Here is a 19,686-nt window from a genome sequence, read left to right on the forward strand (position 1 = left end):
AATTACTTTCATAAAAAAATAACAATTAAACATGCTAATTCAACGTATTAACCCGCACGTTGTTACAGCCAGTCTATTCGCATCCATCAGCGCCACATTCGTTATTGGTCTGATTGGGCTTGCCATGAATTGGTGGACTCAGCCCGAAACGGCCTTTGAGCGAGTGATCTCCACAACTTCCGGTGTCGTTGCACTTACAGTGAGTGTCGCTTTAGCAGCAATCGTCCTTAAATGGCGTAAGGTGCAACTGGTTGCTGCAGTGTTAGTTTGTTTATTAGCGCTGCACAGCTTATTAGTCACATTGTCAATCAACCATATTTTCTTCTTGGGTTGGTTGTCTCGAATGGATGCCTACTTCTACCCACCAGTTGCTATCCTTTTTATTGTTCTCGGTTCCTGCCTTGCGATGTCGCCTGAACATCGGTTGCAGCGACTATGGCAACGAGTTCTATCACTTCTCATGCTCGCGGTCGCTGGTATATTTTTAGTGCTGCACATTATCCCCAACGGCTTCATGGTATTGGGCCCTCACCCAGCAGTAACAAGTATTGCAGGGCTTGTGATATTTCTCGTCAGCATTTCGCTGTTGTTGGTGTCGATAATTCCGACCAAGTTGATCGCGTTCCCCAGCCCGAAAGCCATGTTGTTAGGTTTTATTGCTGTATTTCTAACCTGCGGAACTTGGTACTACCTGAGCTACGAAAATATTCGCTCCGTTCAAGTTCACGCCCAGACTGATCTCAATAAGATTGCTCATGCAAGACAGCAAATGGTCGCAGTAAATATCCAATTAATGGAGCGTATGACAGAACGCTGGCAAGCAAATAACATCAACATGCTTGATGATACGCAAAAGAATGATATAGATGCTTATCTGCGCGATATACCGCACTTACTCAACCTAAGTTTGTTAGACCAGGATCGGCAACGTCGCTGGCATCAGGGGAAAGAAAGGACTAACACTATCAGTGTCCATTTTGGGTCTCCAGAAGTTCAAAATTGGTTGAATCAGCCTCATCCAGTTACTGAACTTTTTATTCCAGAATCAACCTTTCGCGGCTCATCGACACCACTTGCGTATATGATTTTGCCGATAGACTACAGTGACCAATCCACTGGATATCTATTAGCCATGTTCGATTTTAATCGACTATTAAATCCAGATACTCGGATGCTGCCTGAGTCGCTAAAGATTTATATTCAACTGTCGACCAATGTCGTGACTAGCTTCGACGAATCCAAGCCATACCACAGAAATGAGCTACGCCTAGCGGAAACGAATATGACACTGCCGCAAGGTCCTTCTCTACTTCTTTTTGCATCGTTATATAGTTTCGATGACCTCGTGGCCAATGCAAATCTGCGAATAGTAATTGCGTTTTTAGGGCTCACATTCAGTTTGCTATTTATGCTGATGTACGAACAAAACCGCCAATTACAACTTCATAGCGGGCGTTTGCAGCATATCCAAAGACGTTTACGCACCCAGAGGCATGCACTTAAGACCAGTGAACAACGCTATCGTAGTTTGTTTGAGCAGAATCCCGATGCAGTTTTTTCACTCGATCCTGAAGGTAATTTCATTGCGGTTAATCAATCGGTAGAAGAACTCCTAGATACACCAGCAGAAACTATTATCGGTGTGCACTTTAGACAATTTGTCGAAGATGATGACCTAGAACGTATTGTTGGCATCTTTACAGATGTTTTGTCTGGTCGTTCGCATCGCTATGAGGCACGTTGTCGAGACATACATGGAACTCATCTGGATTTAGACATTATTAACCTACCTATTGTTGTCGATGGTGAAGTCAAAGGCACCTATGGTATCGCGAAGAACATCACTCAGCGCAAACAACAAGATGAACGGCTGCAATTATTGCAACGCAGCGTTGATCATAGTGTCAACGGTATTGTGATTGCCGATGCAGTTCAAAATGACTTTCCAATCGTTTACGTCAACAAAGCCTTTGAGCGGATGACTGGCTATCAAGCAATCGATGTAATCGGCCGGAATTGTCGGTTCTTGCAGGGTTCAGAAACCAGCCCCGAAGCTGTGCAAGCATTACGACATGCTATTTCACGACAAGAAGAAGTTCGGGTCCAATTAATCAATTATCGCAAGTCTGGTGAGCGATTCTGGAACGAGCTTTTCCTTTCACCTGTTCGCAATGAACAGAACATTGTGACCCACTACATTGGCGTGCAACACGACGTATCTCAGCAAGTAGCCAATAAAGAAAGGTTAGCCTACAACGCCTCACGCGATGGGTTAACTGGTCTCGCTAATCGAAATACGCTAGAGACCGCCATCGCCGAACTAGTGAAGCAACACCGTTCAGATCTTGATGAAAATATTCTAGCGACACTCTTTATCGATCTGGATGGTTTTAAACCAATAAACGACACCCTCGGATTGGAAGTCGGCGATGCGATCTTAATTGAAGTAGCACGCCGGTTACAGAGAACCTTTTGTCATCAAGAAGTCATCTCTAGGTTCGGTGGTGACGAATACGTGGTGGTCATTAGCCACCTTCAAAAAATCACAGAGTTAACCGAATTAGTATTTGAGGCTTTAACCAGCATCGGCGAACCCTACGATGTCACCGCTGGGCAAAAGATATACTTAACAGCTAGCATTGGTGTTGCGCTCTATGAACCGGATGTGAAGTATCCACTGGAGCTAATTCAACGTGCCGATATTGCGATGACCCGAGCCAAACAATACGGCCACAACCACTTTCAGTTTTATTCCGCGGCAACTAGTGCGCGTTTCCAAGCCGATGTCGTGCTGCGCAGTCAGTTCCAGCAAGCCTTAGATAACGAAGAGCTCGATCTCCACTACCAACCTATTTATCAACTTGAAACAGGCAAAGTTGTTGGTGTGGAAGCCTTAATGCGCTGGCAACTAGCAGACGGTAAAAATGTATCACCAGCAGATTTTATTCCGTTAGCGGAAACTACTGGTCAAATTATACCAGCAAGCGAATGGGCGTTAGATCGTGCTTGTCGCGACAGTAAACGATTACAAGAGTTTGGTGATTTAACGGTTTCAGTAAACGTTTCAGCACTGCAGTTTCACCGTGCCGAGTTCCTAGACTACATCATGGAAACACTTCATCGCCATGAGCTTTCAGCACAGGCTATTGAATTAGAGCTGACTGAAAGTGTTCTGATGGACAATACTGATTATGCAATAGCATTGCTACGCAAACTTCGCCAAAGCGGCCTGCAGATAGCTTTGGATGATTTTGGTACTGGCTTTTCTGGGCTCAGCTACCTAAAACAACTGCCGGTCACAAAATTGAAAGTAGACCAAGCCTTTACTCAGGGGATCCACTCACACGAAAGCGACGAAGCTATTACACGCGGGATTATCGCGATGGCTAAACAACTAGGTATCACTACGGTTGCCGAAGGAATTGAAAACGCCGAGCAACAACAAACATTGTTGGAGCTCGGCGCCGAGCTAGGCCAGGGCTATTATTTCGCGCGCCCTATGCCTTTTGACCAATTAGTCGAATTTCTCAAGTCGGCTAGTCGTTAGCCGACTTGAGTTCATCATCATGCTTACTCAAGTCCCACGGTAAACTGTTGGGAGATATATGCATGAAGTGAAGATAATTTTCGAACTGATTGATCACATCATTAATAATATCACTGCTTTCGTATCCATACAGGTCATAGGCTTGCCCGCCCTGTCTTAAGAACACCTCAGCACGATAATAGCTATCATCATTGCGGGGGTTAACCGTAAATTGTGGACGTTGATACTCACGCAATCGTACTTCGTAAAAGAAATCCGCTCCTTCCGAGTTCTTTAACGTCAGAATCGCTCGACCGTTTTCATCTTCGTAATTGACTTGTGGTTGCCACTCGGTATCCTTCATTTCTGTAGCTACGTCGCCCAGACAATTGATGACGCGGTTCTTGATGAAACTCTCTACCTCTCCTTTATCGGGAAACTCAATAATTCCAGCTAAACGCTTTTTCCAGTAGGACGGACCGGCGTCAATACCTCGACGATGTGTCCTCATCGCGCTTTTCAAACTCGAATACTGATGTCCTTCAATCACTAACGCTCGCCACATGCCTATGGCTGCAATTAAGATAATCACAGCAAAAGGCAAAGCGCTGGCTATGGATGCGGTTTGCAATGCACCCAACCCACCAGCAAGTAACAGTACAGCGGCAACTAAACCTTCTGAGCTTGCCCAAAACACCCGCTGCCAAACAGGCGTATTCGGATTCCCGCCCGAGGCCAAGGAATCAATAACCAAAGAGCCTGAGTCTGACGATGTTACAAAGAACGTCACAATCAGAACGACCGTTAAAAAAGACAAAATATTGGTCAGCGGCAGTTGTTCATACAATTTGAATAAGGCAATGGCTTCATTGTTTTGAACCTCACCGATGAGTGCGGTATACCCATCATTCATGATCATATGCAGCGCGGTATCACCAAACACCGCAAACCAGAAGAAAGTGAAGAACGTCGGCACTAACATCACGCCCAGAACAAACTGACGAATAGTTCGACCGCGACTGATTTTCGCAATGAAGAGACCCACAAATGGTGCCCAGGCAATCGTCCAGCCAAAGATAAATAGTGTCCAGTTGCCAATCCAATCACTGCGCGTGTAAGCCTGGAGATTGAAAGTACGTTCAACAATGTTGCTCAAATAGGAGCCAGTATTTTGTAAATAGGTTTCAAGAATATGAACGGTCGGACCGGCTATAAATACGAATGTCAGAATAATCAGTACCAATGCCATGTTCACAAAAGACAATCGCTTGACGCCCTTGTCCAAACCAGCCACCACGGAAACAATTGCCAATAAAGTAATGACGACAATGGCAATCAATTGAACGGCGGTACCAACTGGAATAGCTGGCCATAAATAATTAAGTCCAGCGTTGATTTGAATCACCGACAAACCCAATGTTGTGGCGATACCGAACATAGTGCCGAGAATGGCAAAAGTGTCGACCGCATGCCCCATCGGACCATGGATTTTCTCACCAATGAGTGGATATAGAGTCGAGCGCATGGATAGCGGTAAGCCATGACGAAAACTAAAATAAGCTAAAACTAAGCCGACTAACCCGTAAATAGCCCAAATATGAAAACCCCAGTGGAAATAGGCTATTTGCATAGCTTGTTTAGCAGCATCAACGGTTTCAGCTGCACCGACCGGCGGACTTGCGTAATGCAGCACAGGTTCTGCCACACCGAAGAACAATAAAGCGATACCGTAACCAGCCGAGAATAACATCGCAAACCACGCAGGAAAGCTATATTCCGGGTCAGCATGATCGGGTCCCAACTTTATTCGGCCCCACTTCGATAACGCGATAATGACGATAAATACTAAGAAAATAGCAACCGCAAGCATGTAGAACCAACCAAAATCAGCGGTTATCCACGCCAGCACATCACTAAAGAGTTCACCCGCACGCTCGGGATTGGATAGCGTACCAATGACAAATAATGCGATAACCACAACGGCAGGTACAAAGACAGGGATGAGAATTGCAGAGTGCCACTTAGGTTTCGACTCAACTTCAGCCATGTTGTTCTCCTTTTAGGTTTTCATAACCCTAGGCATAAATGCTTGAATTTTCAAACCACAAGAGTGATTCTAACGCAAAGTCATCGGCACATAAGTCGAATTTGGAGTAGCCAGTGGCACTAGAATCAAGAGCAGCGTTATGGTCATTACAGCGACTTGCAGGCCCTATAGCGGCAGGAATAAGTTTCCTGCTCGCCTACATCCTTGCAGAGTTTCCTTTTGCCGCAGCGTGGACGTTAGCGACTACAGTTTGGGTTGCTTGGTGGTGGATCAACGAGACGGTACCCCTTCCGGTCACCGCCCTACTGCCATTTGTTTTGCTCCCGCTGGGTTCGATTATTTCCGTTAATGAGGCATCCGCTGCCCTCGGCAACCCGATAATTGTGCTCTTCATGGGTGCTTTTATGCTCGCTAAAGCGGTAGAAATGAGTGGTGTACACCGTCGTATTGCACTTGCCATGGTGCGAACTATCGGTGGTACTGATGGCAAACGTATGGTTTTTGCTTTCATGCTTGCCACAGCATTTATTTCTATGTGGATTTCCAACACGGCCGCCGTATTAGCACTTTTACCGGTGGCCCTAGCTTTAGCCGATTGCAGCAACGATAAACCCTTTCAACTTGCGCTTCTGCTCGGTCTGGCTTATTCGGCTTCGGTTGGCGGTATCGCCACCTTGGTCGGCACACCGCCGAATCTTATTTTTGCATCCGTTTATGAAACCTATACGGGTACTCCGTTTGGGTTCACTCGCTGGTTAACCATCGGATTACCTTTGGTCATCGTGAGTATCCCCATCATGGCTTGGTGGCTTACTCGCAACATTACTCAGCAGGTCGAACTCACACTAACCAGCGAGGGGTCGATGCGCTCATCGGAATACCGCGTGCTGACCGTGTTTGGAACCGTCATTATTCTGTGGATTACTCGTACGGCTCCGTTCGGTGGTTGGTCCGACTGGTTTGAATTAACAATGGTTGGCGATGCCACAATCGCATTACTTGGCGTTCTAGCGCTTTTTGCATGGCATGACCAAGACCGCGCACCATTATTGACTTGGGAGGCTGCCAGCAGCATACCTTGGGGTATTTTATTGTTGTTTGCGGGTGGTATTGCTCTTGCTCAAGGCTTCATTCAAAGTGGCTTGAGTGATTTGTTAGGCCAGGCCATCGCGAATTTACAAGCACTACCGACGTGGTTGCTGATTCTCATCATTGCTGTTGGAGTCTCATTTTTAACCGAAGTAACGTCCAATACAGCTACAGCAACTTTACTGATGCCGGTTATGGCCGCTACGGCTATTGCACTCCAACTGCCGCTTGAATTGCTGATGATTCCAGCAGCCATTGCTTGCAGTTGTGCTTTTTGTTTACCTGTCGCGACACCTCCGAACTCCATCGTGTTCGCGTCGAATCAATTGACGGTTCGCGAAATGGCTCGCGAGGGTATGGCTTTGAATCTTATATTAGCGGTCATAACAACCATTATTGTCATGCTGTTCGTCTAAAGGTTCACCAATGCTCAACACCCATATAAGGTGCTATGGTAAGGTCAAATGGAGTCTTCTGCTTCAGGTAATCCGAAAGTGACTCTAGTGCATCAGGCTCGCCGTGGACCAGTTGTATTTTCGTTCCAGGACGTAGCTGACTCGCAGCCAACCAATCACCAATTTCGACAAAGTCCGCGTGCCCGGATAACCCCTCAAGCTGACGCAGTTTGGCGCGTACTTCAATCCAGTCGCCATGCACCTTAATTCGCTCCGCTCCTTGGAGCATTTTTGCGCCGCGGGTGCCGCCAGCCTGATGTCCAGAGAACAACACTGTAGCGCGATGGTCACTCAGCCAACGCTTAAAATGGTGTAAGATACGTCCACCTGTCGCCATACCACTACCGGCAATAATAATGTGCGGACCATGTTGATTGGCAATCGCCTTGGACTCGTCAACGCTGTGACAGTAGGTCACCTGACTCTCTGCTGCATCACACTGTGCCGCCGACAATCGATGATACTCATGATGCCGTTGATAAATTGATGATGCCCGAATGGCCATCGGGCTATCTAAAAATATCGGCAACTTAGGAATTCGTCCTTGCGCCATGAGTTCAGTCAACATGTGCTGCAACAGTTGAGCCCTGCCGACCGCGAAGCTTGGTATCATTAATACACCGCCCGCCTGCGCTGTCTCTAAAACCACTGCTTGCAATTGCTCCCAAGCATCCTCTACAGCATGACGTTTATTGCCATAGGTAGCCTCCAGCAATAAATAGTCGACTTCAGGGAGTGGTCTGGGTTCTTTCATCAGAATATCGTCAGGCCGCCCCACATCACCACTAAATCCAATGCGCTTCCCTTCAGCAGTTACTATCACGCTCGCCGCGCCAAGAATATGGCCGACTGGCTGCAGTACGACGCCAATATCACCAATTTGAAACGATTGATCAAACGCCACCGGCTCTAGCAATTCGAGTGCCGCCTTTGCCGTCGTTTCATCGTATAGTGGCTCAGGGTTTGCATGTTTACTTAACCCATGTTTTTTATAGAATTTTGCGTCTTCCTCTTGAATACGTCCACTATCGGGCCACAAGATGCCGCACAAGTCTGCGGTAGCCTGATGGGTATAGATGCGGCCCCGAAATCCATGCTTGTAGAGCACGGGAATGAAGCCCGAATGATCGAGATGCGCATGGGTCAGTACGATGCCATCAACATCCTGAATTCCCAATGGTAGCGGTTGCCAATTGCGTTGCCGGAGCCACTTATAGCCTTGGAATAAACCGCAATCTACCAAGATTCGCGTCGATGCCGTTTCCAGCAGGTATTTCGAGCCCGTAACCGTCTCCGCACCGCCTAAATAAACTAATCGCATTCGCGTATTCCTTAAAGCAACCAATCAATGGGTAACCAACTCAATACCACCGAACTCAGCCGCCGCCAAATAGAGGCACCAGGTTCACGAGTATGGGTTATCGTGCTATCACCAAGAAACTCCAACCATTCTAGTCGCTTTCCATTTAATTTGAGTTCGTAAGCATACCGAGCTACTTCCTCATGAAAACGTTGATGAATTCGCTCAGCCAACGAAGGACTGTGAATGACAACACCCAACTCCGTATTCAATTGCATGGAACGCGGGTCAAAATTAAAGGAACCGATAAACACGCGAACCTTATCAACCGTGAAGGTTTTCGCATGCAGACTCGACGCCGCCTGACCAATTCGCTCTTTACCTTTGAGCCTTTCCCGCCGCTCTTTTCTTCGCGCGCGTGGCGACAGAATAGTCTGGCGCTGTAATTCAAACAATCGAATACCAGCCTTAAGTAAGCCTTTGCGCCACTTTGCATAACCTGCGTGGACAATAGCAACGTCGGTTGCCTCCAACGAGTTGGTAAGAATGGTCATCTCTACGCCAGCCTGCGCTAACTTTTGCAATTCTACGAAGCCGGCTAGAGTCGGAACAAAATAAGGAGAAACCAGTGTCAGTTGACGTTTGGGAATACCAATCGCGCTTTGTAACTGGTTTGACAACAATTCACGTCCATGCACCTGCCCCAGTCCTTTGGCCGGATCATCACTAACTACATCAACTTGCGCCCAAGTAAACTCAATACGGCGATGCATCAGATCATGCAATAACGGTAATCGCTGAATCGCTTGGACATATTTTTGTGCGGCTGGATCCTGTTCTACAATTTGCGCTCTCTTCGACAGTTCATCCAAATGTTCGGGCTTACGCAAGGTAAATAACTTACGCACCGATATGGTAGCCGGACTCTGCCAATAATCCTCAAATTCCTCATGGATTTGCTGCACTGCCTGACCAACCATGAGTGCATCCAAATCTGCAAATAAGAGTGCATCAGCTGCACCAAAGTACTCATCACCGATGTTACGTCCACCACTAATCAACACACTGCCATCGGCAATAAACGCTTTATTGTGCATACGCCGATTGGCGCGATTGAAATTGGTCAGATAGTTGAGCGCGCGCGGCCAGCGAATACGGAGCGGATTAAATAACCGAACCTGAATGTTGGGGTGACTCTCCAAACCAATCAGAAGAGGATCCATTCCGGCCGTATTGTGATCATCCAATAGCAGCCGCACACGAACCCCACGTTCAGCCGCAGCATGGATTGCTTCAAAGAGCAGAGTCCCAGTTCGATCGTGGCGCCAAATATAATATTGAATGTCGAGAGTATGCTGGGCTTGTTGGGCCAACAACATGCGTGCCGCAAAGGCATCCTGCCCATCATCCAGTAAATAGATTCCAGTTTCATCAGGATGGGCTTGAGAAGCGGCTCGCGCAGCCGCTTGTAATGAACGTTCCAAGTCTGAAGCGACTGGTTTAATCATGACTTGTTGGAGTATTCGCCTGTTCTCGTGCGGCTAAATCGGCATCACCTTCGCCAGGTTCTTGTGGAACGATAGCGCCTTTACACAGACGACATTCACCATTTTCGGCAGCAGCAGACATTTCAACATAGCGCAGTTTATGTTGAGCTCGATGCCGATTCGCCGATACCGCATAAGTGCGGTCTCGTGCGTTATTTGGATCGTCCTTTTCTTTGGTCATGCTCCGTCTCCATAGCACTGGCTAATGCGTGACGCTGGTCTTCATTATGATCAAGATGCCAGTCTTGAAGATTACTTTCAATCAATTGCACTAAAACGTCAATATGTTCAGGCGTCGCGTTGAGGGCTGGAATATAGCTGTACTCTTTCCCACCGGCTTCCATGAAGTACTCACGGTTTTCTTCACCAATTTCTTCAATGGTCTCTAAACAATCCGATGAAAAACCCGGACACACCACATGAATCGAATGAATTCCTTTTTCAGGCAAGTGCTTCAGTGTCTCGTCGGTATAAGGCTGTAACCATTCCTCACGACCAAAGCGCGATTGAAATGTGGTCATATAGTCATCTTTTTCCAATCCCAAATATTCAGCAATCAAACGAGATGTCTTGTGACACTCGCAATGATACGGGTCACCTTTCAGAAGATATTTGAGTGGTACTCCGTGATACGACAAGATGAGCTTTTGTGGCTTACCATGCTCGTCCCAATGGCGCTGGATACTGGTTGCTACCGCTTTAATATAGGCAGGATTGTCGTGGTAATGATTGATAAAACGAAACTCTGGTAACCAGCGACGTTGCGTAAAATCATGTGCAATGGCATCGAATGTTGATCCAGTCGTTGCTGCTGAGTAATGTGGATACAAAGGCAACACCACTAACTTACGCGCACCCTGGTCAAACAAGGATTGTAATCCTTTAGAGATGGACGGGTTGCCATACCGCATCGCAAATTCGACCACCACGTCGTCGCCGTACTTACGCTCTAACGCAGTTCGAATACCTGCAGCTTGATCAGCAGTGTGATACAGCAGCGGTGAACCCCGCTCGGTCCACACGGTGCGATATGCGGCAGCGGAACGCCGCGGTCGGATCCGCAAAATGATCAAATTCAAAATAAGCCACCAGAGTAATCGAGGGACTTCGACGACTCGAGGATCGGACAAAAACTGTCTTAAATAGGTGCGCAAAGCTGATGTCGTTGGTGCGTCTGGAGTTCCTAAATTCGTGACTAGCACGCCAATTTTATCGCGTTGATGGTGAGTAAATTTGGGACTACCTTGGTACGCCATTATTGTTCCTTAAACATCAGTGAATACATGGACTACAGCCACAATTTCGTTTTTTCCCGAATGGCATCGGTTGCAATCCATTCGTGCAATTGCTCAGCCATTCGTCGCCCTTGCTCAACCGCTTTCGTCCAATAGTCAAAACGCGTTTGCGCATCCAACTTGGCAAAATCGGTACGGTCTGGAATTTTGCCATAGGGCAGTGACTCAATAAATTCGCGACTCGGCGTCATAAAGATCACATTGGGCCAGTGTTTTCCTGTGGTTCGCCGCCATGTTAAGCGCTTATCAAACCAGCCTGGCACCACTTCACGATGAAAATGCGGATACAGCACCAGGCCGTCCACTGCACTCAAATCAACGTCAAAATGATAATCCGTAATACCACCGTCACGATACATGCCCGGCGGTGCTCCAGGAATATCTTCAACACCGGCAATCACCATTGGAATGGAGCCCGTCGCCAACAACGCCATTTTAAAATTATCCGGACTCAATGGTACATACGACGTAGGCATATCCTGCCAACCGCGACTAAAGGCAGCAGTAGACTGCGGATGATGAAAGATGACTCGCTCATAAAACCGTCCAAGCCAGCGACGGTTCACGGTGTTTGCTGCAGCGGAACCGAGTAGACCAAGTAATTGACGACGTCCTTCGACCGCGGTCAAACCGTTGCATCGTGCGACAATCATATGGTGACGGAATCGATCTTGTTGCAGGATAGCGTCAACTTGTGCATCCGGCACATACTCATGCAGGAGCCTGCGTGCTTCATCAGTAATTTCTTTTACATCCGGCTTTTCGCTGTATGTTTGCGAACTGTATAACCGAACGAATAAGTCACTGGCGGCAACTGGATCCAACTGCCCCAAACTGGCAAATCGCCAGGCACCAGCAGAGGTTCCTAGCAAGTCTAACGGTTGTTGCCGATTCGCAAAAAAATCACCAAACAAATACCGATCAAGCCCTTGTAAAATAAACCACTTGGGGCCGCCAGACGCTCCCATCAGCAGTTCAATAGAGTTGGGCCGAAGTCCCTCTTCCTGAATCCGTTCATAGGCTTGCCGCCCTGCTCTAATTTCAAGCCAATCGCTTGCCATGCTCTCATCCCGCGGTTATTGCACGTACTGCTTTGTCTGGTATGGGTCGAGTATACTGAAATAGAATCGGATTAGCAGCCTCTTCAACCGCTTGAATGGCGATCTTGAGAGTCGCACCCCTGCCGTCTATTTGTTATGCTTAAGCATCCTTAAATTCGTATCAATTTGAGCATCAAATGAAAGTAATCTCATTTAACATCAATGGTATTCGCGCACGACTGCATCAACTGCAAGCGCTCATCGACAAACATCAACCGGATATTATTGGGCTGCAAGAAATCAAAGTACACGATGATCAATTCCCATTAGCGGATGTTGAAGCGATGGGCTACCACGTGTTGCATTTCGGTCAAAAAGGTCATTACGGCGTGGCTCTGCTCAGCAAAAAGCCTTTGCTCAATCCGCAATATGGCTTCCCAACCGATGATGCCGATGCTCAGCGACGCATGATCATGGGTGATTATGTCACTGACAATGGCGATACAGTGCGCGTTTTGAATGGCTATTTCCCGCAAGGCGAAAGTCGCGACCACCCGACCAAGTTTCCGGCGAAAGAGAAGTTCTACGCTGACCTGATGAACTATGTCGAAAACTATCTCAAACCAACGGAACAAGTCATTGTTATGGGCGATGTGAACATCTCTCACCAAGACTGTGATATCGGCATTGGTGAAGACAATGCGAAACGTTGGCTGCGAACGGGTAAATGTTCATTCCTTCCAGAGGAACGCGAATGGTTGAATCGTCTACTTGCTTGGGGATTAACGGATACCTACCGGCAGTTTGTTGCCGAGCCGAAAGAGGAATATAGCTGGTTTGATTATCGCTCACGAGGCTTTGACGACAATCGCGGACTCCGCATCGATTTGATACTTGCGACTGAAACGTTAGCAGTAAAATGTATCGATAGCGGTATTGATTACGAATTACGCGGTATTGAAAAGCCTTCTGACCACGCACCGGTTTGGTCAACGTTCAGCGCCTAATCGACAGCAATTAACTAATGTTGGTCAGGCGGCAGCTCATCGAGAGCGCGCTTGACCATTTTCGCCAAGTCTAAATAGCACGGCTCCGGCTTCGGTTGTAACTGGAGCTTACGCGTTAAATCGGTGTACCAAGCCCGCAATTGTGGCGTCAGCGCTGAGCGTGCACGCCAACCAAGCCAATACCAGCCCTGTAACGGCAGAGAGAGCAAAAACAACGATGTTACTATGGCTTGCGGCAACAGTTCCTGCCCTTGTAATTGCCACTGCACCATAAAATTGATCACGGCAAGAGCCGGCATCCAGCGTGTTGCCATGTGCACGGCCGGAATGACCGTAGATTCGGTAAACGCTGCAACCACAGCATGTCGTGGCCAAATTTTGGCGTAGTGTTGCCCATCTTTAAAGGTTCGAAACATCACAAATAATTCACCAATATTTACTTGACAGATGCACAATTGAACAAGCTGAACACTTCTCAATCAACTCCAATATATACATAAATTTCAATAGGTTAATACACTTAAACCAGCTAACCCACAGAGTTATCCACATAAACTGTGGAGAATTCACAGTGGTTTTGTCACAATGCAGGAGTGCCTCTATTTGAGGCTTCACTTTATCACAACCAATTCACGACACGAGCATTAGTCTAATGGCAGTTAACACCTCTCAACCGATACTGTATGGAATACCTAATTGTGACACGGTGAAAAAGGCCGAACGTTGGCTGAACCAACAAGGTATCGCTTACAGCTTTCATGATATTCGAACGCAACCACTTAGCGCCGAGCAATGGCAGGCACTGGTCACTTTGGTTGGGCCCGAAACCATTATCAACAAGCGCAGCACGAGCTGGCGTGGGTTAAGCGAGTCGGAACAGCAACTTGCCTCTGTCGAGGCTGTGGTCAGCTTGCTGCAACAATATCCAACACTAATGAAACGTCCTTTAGTGACGCCTACTGCTCCAACGAAGCCGAATACATTCGTGATTGGCTTTAAAGAGGCCGCTTGGGCGCAGGAGTTTCAAACCGCATGAGTGATGTGATTCAACTCGCTCGCGAACTTATTCAACGGCCCTCCATAACACCAGCCGATGAAGGCTGTCAGGAGCTGATCGGTGATCGGCTCAACACTGCCGGCTTTGAACTCGAGTCGATGGTATTTGCCGATACGACGAATTTATGGGCCCGCAGAGGTTCGCAGGAGCCGGTGTTTTGCTTCGCTGGCCATACTGATGTGGTACCAGTCGGTGATGAACATGCCTGGCGATATCCACCTTTTGCAGCTGAATTGGCTGATGGCTACCTCCATGGTCGTGGTGCTGCCGATATGAAAGGTAGTCTCGCCGCTATGGTTGTCGCCACAGAAAATTTTGTACGAAAGTTCCCAAACCATAAAGGTAGTATCGCGTTTCTCATCACCAGTGATGAAGAAGGCCCATTTATTAACGGCACTCCCAAAGTTATCGAGACCCTAGAAGCACGCCATGAGAAAATCACGTGGGCTTTAGTCGGTGAACCGTCCAGTACTGCTGAACTTGGAGACTCGGTGAAAAATGGCCGTCGCGGCAGTCTCAGTGGTGAGCTGAGTGTACGCGGTATTCAAGGCCATGTGGCCTACCCTCATCTAGCAAAAAACCCGGTACACTCTGCAATGCCCGCGCTCAGCGTGCTAGCAGGTGCACATTGGGACGATGGAAATAGCTTCTTCCCGCCCACCAGTTTTCAAATCAGTAACATCCATGCTGGCACAGGCGCTGGCAATGTCATCCCTGGCACACTGAAGGCTAGTTTTAACTTTCGTTTTAGTACCGAAGTAACAGCACCCGAATTACAGCAACGTGTCATTGATATTCTCGATGCGCATCAACTGGATTACGCTATCGACTGGAAGTTAAACGGCGAACCGTTCATTACCGGCTCGGGTGAACTGCTCGAAGCAACGCAAACGGCCATTTATGAGGTGACGGGGCGCCGCACAGAGCTATCTACGGCGGGAGGAACATCGGATGGTCGTTTTATTGCACCCACTGGTGCACAAGTCATTGAGCTGGGTCCTGTGAACGCAACCATACACAAAGTTGATGAATGCGTCCGTGCTACCGACCTTGAAGAATTGGCGTTAGTCTACGAGCGGATCTTGGAGCATTTGCTATGTTAAGCACTAGGCAACTGACTGGTCTTGAAGATACGCATGTTGTTACGGTTACAGAAAACGAACCGAATCCACGTTTGCAACCGGCTGTAGTGACAGCGTGGCAGGCAATGCAGCAAGCAGCTGCGAATTCAGGCGTATCGTTAGCCATTGCCTCAGGATTTCGAGACTATGCTCGTCAGTTAGCCATTTGGAATCGCAAATATCGGGGCGAGGCTCCACTCTACAATGATCGCGGCGACCGATTAGACTCGAGTCAAATGAATTGTGGTGAAAAGCTAGAAGCCATTCTGACGTGGTCGGCCCTTCCGGGTGCGAGTCGTCACCACTGGGGCACCGACTTTGATGTGTATGACCCGCGCCCTTTTGCGCAACCTGACCATCCACCTTTAGAACTTACAGTGAAGGAATATAGCGAGGGTGGACCTTGTTTCAGCGCGTATCAATGGTTAATCCATCATGCCCGAGATTTTGGCTTTTTCTTTCCTTACGCTCGCTATCTCGGTGGTGTCGCCAGCGAACCTTGGCACCTCAGCTATGCGCCGTTAGCACTGGATTATCTACCACAATTAACCACCGAGACATTAAAAGAAGCTATGACTTCGGCACAACTACTGGGTCTTGAAATGGAAGGTTATGACTACGTATTGGAACGACTCGATGACATTAAAGAGCGTTACATTGATGCAATTTGCCAGCCTGATGGTACAGGAGCTGACGTATGGTTTGGCTAATATTAGCACTGGTATTTGGTGTAGTGATTGGCAATATTATGCTGCTTAAACACACCGCACATATGAAAATGCCGTCACTTAAGCAACGGCATCCGGAAGACAAAGACGACTAACAAACATCGCTCTTCTATTCACTGTTCACTGTTCACTAGTTTTACAGTTTTACCCCTATTCGGGCGGCGACCTCTTCGTAGGCCTCAACCACACCACCTAAGCCTTGACGAAAACGATCTTTGTCTAGCTTCTTACGGGTTTCTTTGTCCCACAAGCGGCAACCATCAGGGCTAAATTCATCGCCGAGAACAATAGTGCCATCGGCGTCGACGCCAAACTCAAGTTTGAAGTCCACCAGCATCATGCCACCCGCATCGAACAATTTGCTCAATACATCATTCACTTGCAACGTCAGTGCTTTCATTTGAGCGAGCTGATCTGCTGTCGCCCAACCAAACGAAACTACGTGAGAATCGTTAATCATTGGATCGTGTAGCGCATCATTTTTTAGGAATAGTTCGAAGGTCGGTGGATTCAGCGTTTGGCCCTCAGTCACACCTAAACGGCGCACTAATGAACCTGCAGCGAAGTTCCGAACCACACACTCCACGGGAATCATGGTCAACTTTTTGACTAAGGTTTCCGTGTCGCTCAGTACTTGATCAAGTTGCGTAGGAATACCAGCGGCTTCCAGTTTGGCCATAATAAAATTATTAAATTTATTATTGACCATACCTTTGCGATCCAGCTGCTCAACCTTCTCCCCATCGAATGCGGAGGTGTCATTGCGGAATTGCAATATTAAGCGTTCCGGATTGTCGGTCGTAAAAACAGTTTTAGCTTTTCCCCGATACAATTCACTACGTTTTTCCATGAGCAACTTAATCTCCAAGCAGACGATTTACAGGCTATTTTGACGGCGTAACGTGGCAGCAACAGGCGCGTAGATTCGATTCACGTCGGCAGCTGACAACGGCTCATCATTATAGTGGAAAGTTACCGTGGTTGTCTCATTATCTCCGGTCACTCGCACCATATAATCGCCATCAGCGATATCTAACTTGCCTTCTACTTCATCACGCCAGAATGCCAAGCTCGACATCCCTTTCGCACCCTTCGAATACTCAGTAAAGTACTGGCCAGTCGATTGGTTTAAGTCATCAATACTAAACCCTAATTCAGGCAGCGATTGACCCATTAATGCCCATACCGTATCAAAATCAGCCTCAACAACAATGGCTGGGAAACCATCACCATTAAATCCTGCGGTAGCATTTATTTCTTGGTTAGCTCGATTAAAGATTCTATTTTCTTGCTGTGCGATCGCAATTTCGTTAACAATGTCGTTCAACAACATCGCTGCTGCATTGCGATCCGCTATCATAGATGGCTGTCGACCTGCTCCATCACCTGATTCAACGCTTTCGATGACAGTGACTTCAATTGCAGTCGTGCGACCATGATCAGGGGTTTCCTGAGTGATTTCAAACTGCCGCTCAGTTACAAGCGTTAATTCATCTTCTGAAACTTCACGCTCATTTCGTACAGAACCGGTTACTATGCGTTGCTCCGATTCGGCATTGATCACAGGAATACCTCGTTGATTCAATGCTTTAGTAACACCTTCCCACACGAAAGAAGACAAATTCGACATATCTTCCAGTTCGTCAAAATAAATACGAACACGTCGTTCTGATTCATCAATTCGACTACCTGCCGCCGTTGGACGGACCAATACTGGGGCCTGGATATTCACTTGAGGACCCACTGGTAAATTGCCGTCAACTTCTGGCACTTCAAAACGATTACTGGGTGCAGGTAAACCTTTATTTGGAGCCGGTTTTAGCCCGTTCGTTAACTGCGCCTCGGTATATTTAAAACCACCGTCAGCTTGTTCTTGTGGCGTGAAACTACAGCCACTCGCAACGACAACGCTCAGGCAAGTTACAATACGTACATACTCTTTCATTACGACTCCGCGATTATAAAATTCCGGCTTGTTTTAATGTGTCTTCGATGTGCTGTTGCTCTGGAAGTTCCGGCGGCGTCATCGGTAATCGGTAATTTGGTTGCATTTTTCCCATCAATGACAGCGCCCATTTCACAGGAATTGGATTGGCTTGCACGAACATAGCCTCATGCAAAGCTCCTAGCTCTGCGTCTAATGCTGTTGCAATAGCCTGTTCACCTGCACGAGCTGCGTCAACCATCGCTTTCATTTTTCGCGGCGCAACATTCGCGGTCACACTGATCACACCTTGGCCGCCTCGTAACATAAATTCGCAGCCAGTCGGGTCATCACCGCTCAATAAAATAAAATCAGGCCCACACAAGGTTCGCAGTTGTTCGACTCGGCTCAAATCACCGGTCGCTTCTTTAATCCCAACAATATTCGGAATACTTGCCAGTTCAGCAACAAAATCAGGCGTCACGTCAGCAGCAGTGCGACCCGGAACATTGTATAGCAGTTGAGGTTTGTCACTGGCTTCAGCGCAAGCTTTGTAGTGTTCAATAAGACCGCGCAATGAAGGTTTGTTGTAATAGGGATTGACGTTGAGGAAACCAGCTAACGGTAAATGATTCATTTTCTCGGTCAGATACACGGCTTCCGCAGTGGCATTCGAACCGTTTCCTGCAATAACTGCAATACGTCCCGCTGCCAATTCAGTTATTGCACTTACAACTTGGACATGCTCTTGGTGACTCATAGTTGCCGACTCACCAGTCGTCCCCATGGCCACTATTGCGTCGGTTCCCTCAGCCACATGCCAATCTACCAGCTCTTGAAGCTGCGTGTAATCGACATTGCCTTTATCCGTAAACGGCGTCACGAGCGCAACAATACTGCCTGTTAACATGCTTTCCCCCATCTCCCAATAAGTCCACAATGGTACTTTTACCGTACTCTAAACACAAGGGGCAAACCCGCAGAGTTACTTGGCTTTGCAAGCGGTTTACAGATTCTCTATGATCGACGCATTGAATTGACCTAAGTTTGGATAGGAGTTGTTATGAAATTGCTCGAAGCGGGCGCAAAAGCGCCACATTTTGAATTACCGAATGCAGATAATGAAAACGTTGCTTTGGCTGACTTACTGAAACAAGGACGCGTTTTGGTTTACTTCTATCCGAAAGCAATGACACCCGGTTGTACCGTTCAGGCGCAACAGCTTCGCGACCACGCGCGGGCGTTCGCTGAACATGGTGTACAAATTGTCGGCATAAGTCCCGATGAACCTAAGCGCTTAGCAAAATTTACCGAGCGCGATAACCTCAACTTCACCCTACTCGGTGATGTTGATCACAGCGTTGCGGATGCTTTTGGTGTGTGGGGCCCGAAGAAGTTTATGGGCAAAGAATACGATGGCATTCATCGGATTAGTTTTCTGATTAATCAAGATGGCACCGTGGCTGAAGTCTTTGATAAATTCAAAACGAAAGACCATCACGAAGTGGTGCTCGCAGCGCTTGCCTAAGCCACTACTGAGCAGGGTGGCA

Annotated in this window: 18 protein-coding genes; 8 read left to right on the plus strand and 10 right to left on the minus strand. The window is 47.6% G+C overall.

From position 1 onward, the window contains the following. Nucleotides 1-31 precede the first annotated feature (31 nt). Nucleotides 32-3,547, plus strand: coding sequence for an EAL domain-containing protein (locus ACN0S4_RS05590; RefSeq protein WP_417656726.1), 3,516 nt, complete (start codon nucleotides 32-34; stop codon nucleotides 3,545-3,547). On the opposite strand, the gene ACN0S4_RS05595 is transcribed toward ACN0S4_RS05590, so the two are convergent. Beyond that, entirely contained in the window at nucleotides 3,537-5,573 is a 2,037-nt protein-coding gene (locus ACN0S4_RS05595; RefSeq protein ID WP_417656727.1) for a BCCT family transporter, read from the minus strand. The two genes, ACN0S4_RS05590 and ACN0S4_RS05595, sit on opposite strands and share 11 nt — an antisense overlap. 113 nt (nucleotides 5,574-5,686) lie before the next feature. Here ACN0S4_RS05595 and ACN0S4_RS05600 point away from each other — a divergent pair, with 113 nt between their 5' ends. Further along, nucleotides 5,687-7,078 carry an SLC13 family permease gene (locus ACN0S4_RS05600; RefSeq protein ID WP_417656728.1) on the plus strand — a complete coding sequence of 464 codons (1,392 nt, stop codon included), beginning with the start codon at nucleotides 5,687-5,689 and terminating at the stop codon, nucleotides 7,076-7,078. Nucleotides 7,079-7,082: 4 nt separating this feature from the next. Here the strand turns inward: ACN0S4_RS05600 and ACN0S4_RS05605 are convergent, their stop codons facing one another. Genes ACN0S4_RS05605 through ACN0S4_RS05625 form a run of 5 tightly spaced genes read right to left on the minus strand, consistent with a single transcriptional unit; the run spans nucleotide 7,083 to nucleotide 12,320 of the window. Continuing rightward, nucleotides 7,083-8,438 (minus strand): MBL fold metallo-hydrolase RNA specificity domain-containing protein, encoded by a 1,356-nt coding sequence (locus ACN0S4_RS05605; protein ID WP_417656729.1) that lies wholly within the window; start codon nucleotides 8,436-8,438, stop codon nucleotides 7,083-7,085. An 11-nt stretch (nucleotides 8,439-8,449) separates the two neighbouring features. After that, on the minus strand, nucleotides 8,450-9,925 hold the full coding sequence (locus tag ACN0S4_RS05610) for a phospholipase D family protein (protein ID WP_417656730.1): 1,476 nt from the start codon (nucleotides 9,923-9,925) through the stop codon (nucleotides 8,450-8,452). Then, nucleotides 9,918-10,145, minus strand: a complete 228-nt coding sequence (locus tag ACN0S4_RS05615; protein WP_417656731.1) for a hypothetical protein — start codon at nucleotides 10,143-10,145, stop codon at nucleotides 9,918-9,920. The genes ACN0S4_RS05610 and ACN0S4_RS05615 overlap by 8 nt, the downstream gene beginning before the upstream one ends. After that, a complete protein-coding gene (hemH, locus tag ACN0S4_RS05620) occupies nucleotides 10,117-11,220 on the minus strand; it encodes a ferrochelatase (protein WP_417656732.1) in 1,104 nt (367 codons plus the stop codon). Before hemH ends, ACN0S4_RS05615 begins: the two co-directional genes overlap by 29 nt. A 32-nt stretch (nucleotides 11,221-11,252) precedes the next feature. Continuing rightward, on the minus strand, nucleotides 11,253-12,320 hold the full coding sequence (locus ACN0S4_RS05625; protein ID WP_417656733.1) for an alpha/beta hydrolase: 1,068 nt from the start codon (nucleotides 12,318-12,320) through the stop codon (nucleotides 11,253-11,255). Nucleotides 12,321-12,496: 176 nt separating this feature from the next. Here ACN0S4_RS05625 and xthA point away from each other — a divergent pair, with 176 nt between their 5' ends. Next, on the plus strand, nucleotides 12,497-13,306 hold the full coding sequence (gene xthA, locus ACN0S4_RS05630; RefSeq protein ID WP_417656734.1) for an exodeoxyribonuclease III: 810 nt from the start codon (nucleotides 12,497-12,499) through the stop codon (nucleotides 13,304-13,306). A 14-nt stretch (nucleotides 13,307-13,320) separates the two neighbouring features. Here the strand turns inward: xthA and yfbV are convergent, their stop codons facing one another. Next, nucleotides 13,321-13,722 (minus strand): terminus macrodomain insulation protein YfbV, encoded by a 402-nt coding sequence (yfbV, locus tag ACN0S4_RS05635; RefSeq protein WP_417656735.1) that lies wholly within the window; start codon nucleotides 13,720-13,722, stop codon nucleotides 13,321-13,323. Between the two features lie 236 nt (nucleotides 13,723-13,958). Here yfbV and ACN0S4_RS05640 point away from each other — a divergent pair, with 236 nt between their 5' ends. The 4 genes from ACN0S4_RS05640 to ACN0S4_RS05655 are packed head-to-tail and all read left to right on the plus strand — an operon-like array spanning nucleotide 13,959 to nucleotide 16,307. After that, nucleotides 13,959-14,342, plus strand: coding sequence for a Spx/MgsR family RNA polymerase-binding regulatory protein (locus tag ACN0S4_RS05640; protein WP_417656736.1), 384 nt, complete (start codon nucleotides 13,959-13,961; stop codon nucleotides 14,340-14,342). Further along, entirely contained in the window at nucleotides 14,339-15,466 is a 1,128-nt protein-coding gene (gene dapE / locus ACN0S4_RS05645) for a succinyl-diaminopimelate desuccinylase (protein ID WP_417656737.1), read from the plus strand. The genes ACN0S4_RS05640 and dapE overlap by 4 nt, the downstream gene beginning before the upstream one ends. Continuing rightward, nucleotides 15,460-16,194, plus strand: coding sequence for a M15 family metallopeptidase (locus tag ACN0S4_RS05650; protein WP_417656738.1), 735 nt, complete (start codon nucleotides 15,460-15,462; stop codon nucleotides 16,192-16,194). The genes dapE and ACN0S4_RS05650 overlap by 7 nt, the downstream gene beginning before the upstream one ends. Continuing rightward, complete coding sequence (locus ACN0S4_RS05655; protein ID WP_417656739.1) at nucleotides 16,182-16,307, plus strand: DUF2897 family protein; 126 nt, start codon at nucleotides 16,182-16,184, stop codon at nucleotides 16,305-16,307. The genes ACN0S4_RS05650 and ACN0S4_RS05655 overlap by 13 nt, the downstream gene beginning before the upstream one ends. 41 nt (nucleotides 16,308-16,348) lie before the next feature. Here the strand turns inward: ACN0S4_RS05655 and purC are convergent, their stop codons facing one another. The 3 genes from purC to dapA are packed head-to-tail and all read right to left on the minus strand — an operon-like array spanning nucleotide 16,349 to nucleotide 19,046. After that, nucleotides 16,349-17,062 carry a phosphoribosylaminoimidazolesuccinocarboxamide synthase gene (gene purC / locus ACN0S4_RS05660; RefSeq protein WP_417656740.1) on the minus strand — a complete coding sequence of 238 codons (714 nt, stop codon included), beginning with the start codon at nucleotides 17,060-17,062 and terminating at the stop codon, nucleotides 16,349-16,351. Between the two features lie 27 nt (nucleotides 17,063-17,089). After that, a complete protein-coding gene (bamC, locus tag ACN0S4_RS05665; protein WP_417656741.1) occupies nucleotides 17,090-18,157 on the minus strand; it encodes an outer membrane protein assembly factor BamC in 1,068 nt (355 codons plus the stop codon). A gap of 13 nt (nucleotides 18,158-18,170) precedes the next feature. Further along, entirely contained in the window at nucleotides 18,171-19,046 is an 876-nt protein-coding gene (dapA, locus tag ACN0S4_RS05670) for a 4-hydroxy-tetrahydrodipicolinate synthase (RefSeq protein ID WP_417656742.1), read from the minus strand. A gap of 153 nt (nucleotides 19,047-19,199) precedes the next feature. Between dapA and bcp the strand changes: the two genes are divergently transcribed. Next, a complete protein-coding gene (bcp, locus tag ACN0S4_RS05675; RefSeq protein ID WP_417656743.1) occupies nucleotides 19,200-19,664 on the plus strand; it encodes a thioredoxin-dependent thiol peroxidase in 465 nt (154 codons plus the stop codon). Nucleotides 19,665-19,686: the final 22 nt, after the last annotated feature.

It is taken from the genome of Pseudidiomarina aestuarii (assembly GCF_048263735.1).
Lineage (GTDB): Bacteria > Pseudomonadota > Gammaproteobacteria > Enterobacterales > Alteromonadaceae > Pseudidiomarina > Pseudidiomarina aestuarii_B.